Annotated in this window: 7 protein-coding genes; 5 read left to right on the top strand and 2 right to left on the bottom strand. The window is 69.7% G+C overall.

Annotated features, from left to right (window positions below; all coding sequences use genetic code 11):
- A partial coding sequence (locus tag K9U40_RS21405; protein ID WP_282892140.1) for an ornithine decarboxylase occupies nucleotides 1-930 on the bottom strand: 930 nt, incomplete at its 3' end.
- A gap of 336 nt (nucleotides 931-1266) precedes the next feature.
- Here K9U40_RS21405 and K9U40_RS21400 point away from each other — a divergent pair.
- The 4 genes from K9U40_RS21400 to K9U40_RS21385 all read left to right on the top strand — a co-directional run bounded on the left by K9U40_RS21400 (nucleotide 1267) and on the right by K9U40_RS21385 (nucleotide 4019).
- Entirely contained in the window at nucleotides 1267-1722 is a 456-nt protein-coding gene (locus K9U40_RS21400; RefSeq protein ID WP_282892139.1) for a hypothetical protein, read from the top strand.
- Nucleotides 1719-2399: a ribonuclease T2 family protein gene (locus K9U40_RS21395; protein WP_282892138.1), complete on the top strand. Its 681-nt coding sequence runs from the start codon at nucleotides 1719-1721 to the stop codon at nucleotides 2397-2399. The genes K9U40_RS21400 and K9U40_RS21395 overlap by 4 nt, the downstream gene beginning before the upstream one ends.
- Before the next feature lie 19 nt (nucleotides 2400-2418).
- On the top strand, nucleotides 2419-3279 hold the full coding sequence (locus K9U40_RS21390) for a 23S rRNA (adenine(2030)-N(6))-methyltransferase RlmJ (RefSeq protein ID WP_282892137.1): 861 nt from the start codon (nucleotides 2419-2421) through the stop codon (nucleotides 3277-3279).
- A 140-nt stretch (nucleotides 3280-3419) separates the two neighbouring features.
- On the top strand, nucleotides 3420-4019 hold the full coding sequence (locus K9U40_RS21385) for a glutathione S-transferase N-terminal domain-containing protein (protein WP_282892136.1): 600 nt from the start codon (nucleotides 3420-3422) through the stop codon (nucleotides 4017-4019).
- Between the two features lie 42 nt (nucleotides 4020-4061).
- Here the strand turns inward: K9U40_RS21385 and K9U40_RS21380 are convergent, their stop codons facing one another.
- Nucleotides 4062-5498, bottom strand: a complete 1437-nt coding sequence (locus K9U40_RS21380) for an aspartate aminotransferase family protein (RefSeq protein ID WP_282892135.1) — start codon at nucleotides 5496-5498, stop codon at nucleotides 4062-4064.
- Between the two features lie 142 nt (nucleotides 5499-5640).
- Between K9U40_RS21380 and tmpT the strand changes: the two genes are divergently transcribed.
- The gene (gene tmpT, locus K9U40_RS21375) at nucleotides 5641-6279 is read left to right on the top strand and encodes a thiopurine S-methyltransferase (RefSeq protein ID WP_282892134.1); all 639 of its coding nucleotides are present in this window, start codon (nucleotides 5641-5643) and stop codon (nucleotides 6277-6279) included.
- The last annotated feature ends 77 nt before the right edge of the window (nucleotides 6280-6356 follow it).

Here is a 6356-nt window from a genome sequence, read left to right as displayed (position 1 = left end):
CGACCACACCCCGTCATTGATATAGAGCCGCTGCCCCTTCTTCAGCAGCACCCGGACAATGACCGAGAAGGCCCGCGCCACGATCACCCGTCCCGGCTCGGCCACCAGCGGCGTGCCGGCAAAGCCGTGCCGCTCCACCGCCCCCATCAGGCCTGAAACGATGTCGCCCAGAGGCGGCATGGGCGGCGCCGGGCGGCGGGGGTCGCGGGCATAGGCGGCGGGAAAGCCGCCCCCCACGTCCAAAGCGGCAATGGGCACGCCGGCGGCCGCGCGCACCTCCCCCGCCACCGCCACCGCGCGGGCATAGGTGTCCGGGTCCTCCACCTGGCTGCCCACATGGAAGCACAGGCCGCATCGGATGCCGATGCCGTGGATGCGCTGGAGCAGCTCCGCCGCATGGCCGGGCGCCGCCCCGAACTTCTTGGACAGCTCGTAGGCCGCATCCCCCTTGGAGGCGATGCGGACGAACAGGGTGAGGTCGGCCGGGTCCAGATCCAGCGCGCGCACGATGCGCACGATCTTGGCCACCTCGTCCTCGTGGTCGAGGGCGGTGGCGCGGATGCGGTACTGCTCCAGCGCGAGGCGGATGTCCGACTGCGCCTTCACCGGGTGCATGTAGAGCAGTTCCGCCCCCGGCGCCGCGGTGCGGGCGGCGGCGAACTCGGCGGGGCTGGCCACGTCGAAGGCGGAAATACCGGCCCCGGCCAGCACGTCCAGCACCATGGGCTCGCCATTGGTCTTCACCGCATAGGCGGTCTTGCCGGGAAAGGCGTCGAGGAAGGCGCGGGCGTCGGCGGCCAGCACATGGGGGCGGAAGCAATAGACCGGCTGGTCCGGCCTCAGCTCCAGCGCCGCCTCGCGTCCCGAGGCGAAGCGGGGCGCCGCGACGGCGGCGGGCGGCGGCGGGCTGGCGAAGCGGGACTGCGACATGACCTCTCCCGGTCGGCCGGCGGATGCTGAAACGCCCTCTGAAGGCGAAGAAGGAGAAAGCGCTGTCCGGTCTGATTGCGATGCAATCTGATCGGCGCGCGCTCTAAATTCAAGAACGGGAACGCCCGCTCCCGGACATGCCGCGCTTTTCCGGCGAGAGCACGACAAGCGCTTCGTGTTAATTTTCTCGCAAGGTGTTGCCGCCGTGTCCTTGACCGCGCGGAAGCGCCGCCGCATCGTCCCCCGACAAGTTCGCCCGCCACGGGCGGGGGGCCGGAAGTGGAGAGGACCATGGTGAATCGGGCACAGAGCGCGGCGGCGAAGGCGAGGCGCTCGATGTCTCTGGTTGTCGCTTCTGCCGTGGCTGGCCTTGCGCTCCTCGCCCTCGGCGGCGCGCCGGGCGCCCATGCGGCCAGCCTGCTGGAAAAAAACTTCTGGCTCTCGGGCCCCAATTATTCCGGCGTCGTCCCCGCCTGCGAGGACCAGCAGGCCCTCGACCTGATCGCCACCCGCTTCGCCGAGACCGAGCGGATGTACTGGGCCTCCGCCCTGTCCATCACCGGCTTCGAGAGGGTCCACGAGATCGCCTTCCGCCCGTGGGGGCCGGAATACCAGCCGCGCCGCTACTGCAAGGGCACCGTCTTCACCAACGACGCCCGCAAGCGCGCCATCTATTATTCCATCATCGAGGATGGCGGCTTCATCGGCGCCAGCTGGGGCGTCGAATGGTGCGTGGTGGGCCTCGACCGCAGCTACGCCTATGCCCCGTCCTGCAAGATGGCGGGTCCGTGAGGCGGCGCCTGGCCTTCCTCGCGCTGTTCGCAGGCCTTCTCCTCACCGCGCTTGCCGGGGCCCTGACGGGACCGGCGGCGGCGCAGGAGCACGCGCCCGGCCGATTCGATTTCTACGTGCTGTCCCTGTCGTGGTCGCCCACCTATTGCGAGGACAAGGGCCCCAGGGCGGACAACGAGCCCCAGTGCAGCCGCACCCGTCCCTATGCCTTCGTGGTGCACGGCCTGTGGCCCCAATATGAGCGCGGCTTTCCCGAAAACTGCCAGCGCCCCGCCCCCTACGTGCCCAATCCGCTGGTCAACAGCATGCTGGACGTGATGCCGAGCCGGGGGCTCGTCATCTATGAGTGGAAGAAGCACGGCACCTGCTCCGGCCTGTCGCCCGAGGCCTATTTCTCCCTCGTCCGCGCGGCGCGCCAGAAGGTGGCCATTCCCGCCGAGTTCGCCCGGCTCGACGATTACAGGATGGTGTCGCCCGCCGAGGTGGAAAGCGCCTTCCGCGCCGCCAATCCCGGCCTGTCGCCGGACATGTTCGCGGTGCAGTGCGACCGGCGGCGGCTGACGGAGGTGCGGGTCTGCCTCAGCCCGGACCTCGCCTTCCGGACCTGCCCCGACGTGGACCGGCGCGCCTGCCGCCTCTCCCGCATGGTGATGCCGCCGGTGCGCGGCGGCAGGTAAGGCGGGTCAGTCCGGCATCATGAATTACCGCCACGCCTTCCATGCGGGCAACCCCGCCGACGTGATGAAGCACGCCGCGCTCGCCCGCGTGCTCGCCTATCTCGACAAAAAGGAAAACGCCTACCGCGTGCTCGACACCCATGCGGGCGCGGGCCTCTACGACCTCGACGGCGCCAACGCCCAGCGCACGCTGGAGGCGGAGGCCGGCATCGAGGCGGTGCTGGCCGCCGACCTCGCCGGAACCCTGCCGGAACCCGCCGCCGCCTTGCTCAAGCCCTATCTCGACGCGGTGCGCGCCACCCGCGCCGGCGGCCGGCGGCTTTATCCCGGCTCCCCCGCGCTGGCGCTGGCCCTGTCGCGCCCGCAGGACCGCTTCCTGTTCTGCGAGCTCCACAAGGAAGAGCGCGCCAAGCTGGAGAAGCGGCTGGGCGAGGATGCCCGGGTGAAGATCCTGCCCCAGGACGGCTGGCAGGCACTCAGCGCCCACCTGCCCCCGCGGGAACGGCGCGGGCTGGTGCTGGTGGATCCGCCGTTCGAGGAGCCGGGCGAGTTCCAGCGCCTGGTGACGGGGCTCGAAGCCGCCTACCGGCGCTTCGCCACCGGCATCTTCATGCTCTGGTATCCCATCAAGGACCTGCGCGCGGTGGACGCCTTCCGCCGCGACGTGGCCAAGCTCGGCCTGCCCAAGACGCTCCGGGTGGAGCTGGATTTCGCCACCGTGCGCAGCCTCGACACCCTTTCAGGCTCGGGGCTCATCATCGTCAATCCGCCGTTCACGCTGGCGGACGAGATGCGCACCGTGCTCAACGCCCTCGCCCCGCTGCTGGCCCGCGACGGGCAGGGACGCGCCCGCGTCTCCTGGCTCACCGCCACGGGCTGAGGCCGGCAGGCCCGGAGTACGGCCGCTGGGGCGCGGGCAACCCATTCACGCCGTTGATGGCGAGGCCCGCGGGTTTTGACTTCCGGCGGCGCGGGCGGCGCGCTATCTGGGGGGTCCCTCCTCAGCCCCGGACCCACCCCATGCTGCTGCGTTTTTCCGCAACCTCGCCGTTCGTGCGCAAGGTGCGCGTCGCCGCCGCGATCCTCGGCCAGACCCTTGAGATCGAGCCCGCCGACACGCTGGACCCCAACGATACCCTGCGCAGCCAGAACCCCCTCGGCAAGGTGCCGGCGCTGCTCACGGACGACGGGCAGGTGCTGTTCGATTCCTCCGTCATCCTCGCCTATCTCGACATGCGCGCCGGCGGCGGCCGCATCCTGCCCGCCGACCCCAGGGCGCGCATCGCCGCCCTGCGCAAGGAGGCGCTGGCGGATGGCATGATGGATGCCGGCATCCTGCTGATCTATGAGGGCCGCTTCCGTCCGGCGGAGAAGCACGAGCCCCGGTGGCTGGAGCATCAGGAAGGCAAGAAGGCCCGCGCGCTCGCTGCCTTCGAGGCCGATGCCGCCCCCTTCGACGGAACCATCACGGTCGGCGACATCGCGCTCGCCTGCGCGCTGGGCTGGTTCGATTTCCGCTTCGAGGGCAAGTGGCGGGCGGACCATCCCAGGCTGGTGGCCTGGTACGAAGGCTTCGCCACCGCCTGCCCCGGTTTCGCGGACAGCAAGCCGGTGGCGTGAGGGTTTGACCCCGGCGCGCACTTCGCAAGTCTTGCGCGCCGCTCACGCCGAAGCGTGGGACATGCGCGCCGGGATGCGCGGAACCGGAACCATCATCCCGCGTTTGTGCAATTCCGCATAGGTGAGGTCCAGCACCCGCCAGACGATGGCGACCAGTTCGTCCGCCTCCTCGTGGGACAGGGTGAAGGGCGGGGCGAGGATCATGCTGTCGCGCACCGCGCGCATCACCAGCCCTTCCCTGAACGAGAAGTCGCGGCAGATGAGGCCCACCGTGCCCTCCTCGGCGGCGAAGGCGGCGCGGGTGGCCTTTTCGGGCGTCAGCTCCAGCGCGCCGATGAGGCCCACCATGCGCGCCTCGCCCACCAAAGGATGCCCGGCGAGCTTCAGCCAGCGCTCCTGCAGATACGGCCCGATATCGGCGCGCACCCGCTCCACCAGCTTTTCCTCGTGCATGATCTTCAGGTTGGCAAGCGCCGCCGCGCAGCCGCCGGGATGGCCCGAATAGGTGAAGCCGTGGTTGAAGTCGCCGCCGTGTTCGATGAAGCCTTCCGCCACCCTGTCGCCCACGATGACGCCACCGAGGGGAAAATAGCCGGAGGTGACGCCCTTGGCGAAGGTGACGAGGTCCGGCTTCACCCCCATGAAATCGGCGCCGAACCATCGCCCGGTGCGGCCGAACCCGCAGATCACCTCGTCGCACACCAGAAGAACGTCGCGCTCGCGGCAGATCTTCTCCACCTCGGGCCAGTAGTTCGCCGGCGGGATGATGACGCCGCCCGCCCCCTGGATCGGCTCGCCGATGAAGGCCGCGACGTTTTCGGGCCCCGCCTCGTCGATGGCGCGGGCCACCTCGCGGGCGGCGAAGAGGCCGAACTCCTCGCGGCCCATCTCGCCGCCCTCGGCCCACCAGTAAGGCTGCGCCACATGGATGATGCCGGGAATGGGCAGGCCGCCCTGGGCGTGCATGGGCTTCATGCCGCCCAGCGAGGCCCCGCCCATGGTCGAGCCGTGATAGCCGTTGCGGCGCGAGATGAAGATGGACTTTTCCGGCCTGCCCAGCGCCGCCCAATAGTGGCGCACCATGCGCAGCACCGTATCCACCGCCTCCGACCCGCCGGAGGTGAAGAACACGTGGTTCATGTGCGCGGGTGCGACATCCGAGATGGCGGCGGCAAGCTCGGCGGCGCCGGGATGGGTGGTCTTGAAGAAGGTGTTGTAATAATCGAGCTGGTGAAGCTGGCTCGCGATGGCGTCCACGATGGACTTGCGCCCATGGCCAACCTGCGAGCACCACAGGCCCGACATGCCGTCGAGGATCCGGTTGCCCTCGCTGTCATACACATAGACCCCCTCGGCCCGCGTGATGACCCGGACCCCCTCGGCGTTCAGCGCCTTGGTATCGGAGAAGGGGTGGAGGTGGTGCGCCGCATCCAGCGCGCGCCAGTGGGCCGTCGAGTTCGAGAGGGGGGCGGATGTCACGATGGGCTGCTCCGATGAGGACCACGCAAAGACTGTGTGGAAAGTCATATCGTGAAAGCGGGGCCGCGCCCATATGTCCCGCACGCTTGCGCGGGCGGCCGGCATGGGCGATCTGGCAGGATGAAGGCAAGGGGAGCCGCGGATGGAACCGGATTTCTGGCACGCGAGGTGGGAAGGCAAGCTGATCGGCTTTCATGAGGGCAAGGCCAACGCCTTCCTGGTGAAGCATTTTTCCCGCCTGCCCGTGGCGCCGGGCGCACGCGTCTTCGTGCCCCTGTGCGGCAAGACGCGGGACATCGCCTGGCTGCTCGGCGAGGGATTTCGGGTGGCCGGCGCGGAACTGAGCCGCATCGCGGTGGAGGAATTGTTCGCCGAGCTGGGCGTGGTGCCGCAGGTGAGCGCGGAAGGCGCGCTGACGCGCTTCAGCGCCCCCGGCCTCGACATTTTCCAGGGCGACATCTTCGCGCTCACCCGCGACATTCTCGGCCCGGTGGATGCGGTGTGGGACCGCGCCGCCCTTGTCGCCCTGCCGAAAGACATGCGCGCCCGCTACGCTCCCCACCTCGTGACGCTGACGGACGCCGCCCCGCAATTGCTTGTGTGCTTCGTGTACGACCAGTCGCTGGTGGCTGGCCCGCCCTTTTCCGTGGCGCCGGACGAGACCCGCGCGCTCTACGGCGCCGACTACATGGTGGCGGAGATCGAGGCGGTGCCGGTGGCGGGCGGCCTCAAGGGCCAGTGCCCGGCGATGGAGCATGTGTGGCTGCTGGAACGGGCGTGAGGGGCTGAGGCTCGGTCTGAGTCAAGCGCCATCGCCCCCTCTCCTGCTTGCGGGGGAGGGGGCGGGAGTGCCGGGGA

The sequence above is a fragment of the Xanthobacter autotrophicus genome (assembly GCF_030015065.1).
Classification (GTDB): domain Bacteria; phylum Pseudomonadota; class Alphaproteobacteria; order Rhizobiales; family Xanthobacteraceae; genus Xanthobacter; species Xanthobacter autotrophicus_D.
The sequence above is the reverse complement of the archived record's forward strand: the minus strand, read 5'-3'. Positions and strand labels throughout refer to the sequence as shown.

Excerpts from the sequence above, each read along its gene's own strand:
- K9U40_RS21400 (WP_282892139.1), top strand. The coding sequence starts at position 1,267 with ATGTCTCTGGTTGTCGCTTCTGCCGTGGCTGGCCTTGCGCTCCTCGCC.
- K9U40_RS21390 (WP_282892137.1), top strand. The coding sequence starts at position 2,419 with ATGAATTACCGCCACGCCTTCCATGCGGGCAACCCCGCCGACGTGATG.
- K9U40_RS21385 (WP_282892136.1), top strand. The coding sequence starts at position 3,420 with ATGCTGCTGCGTTTTTCCGCAACCTCGCCGTTCGTGCGCAAGGTGCGC.
- tmpT (WP_282892134.1), top strand. The coding sequence starts at position 5,641 with ATGGAACCGGATTTCTGGCACGCGAGGTGGGAAGGCAAGCTGATCGGC.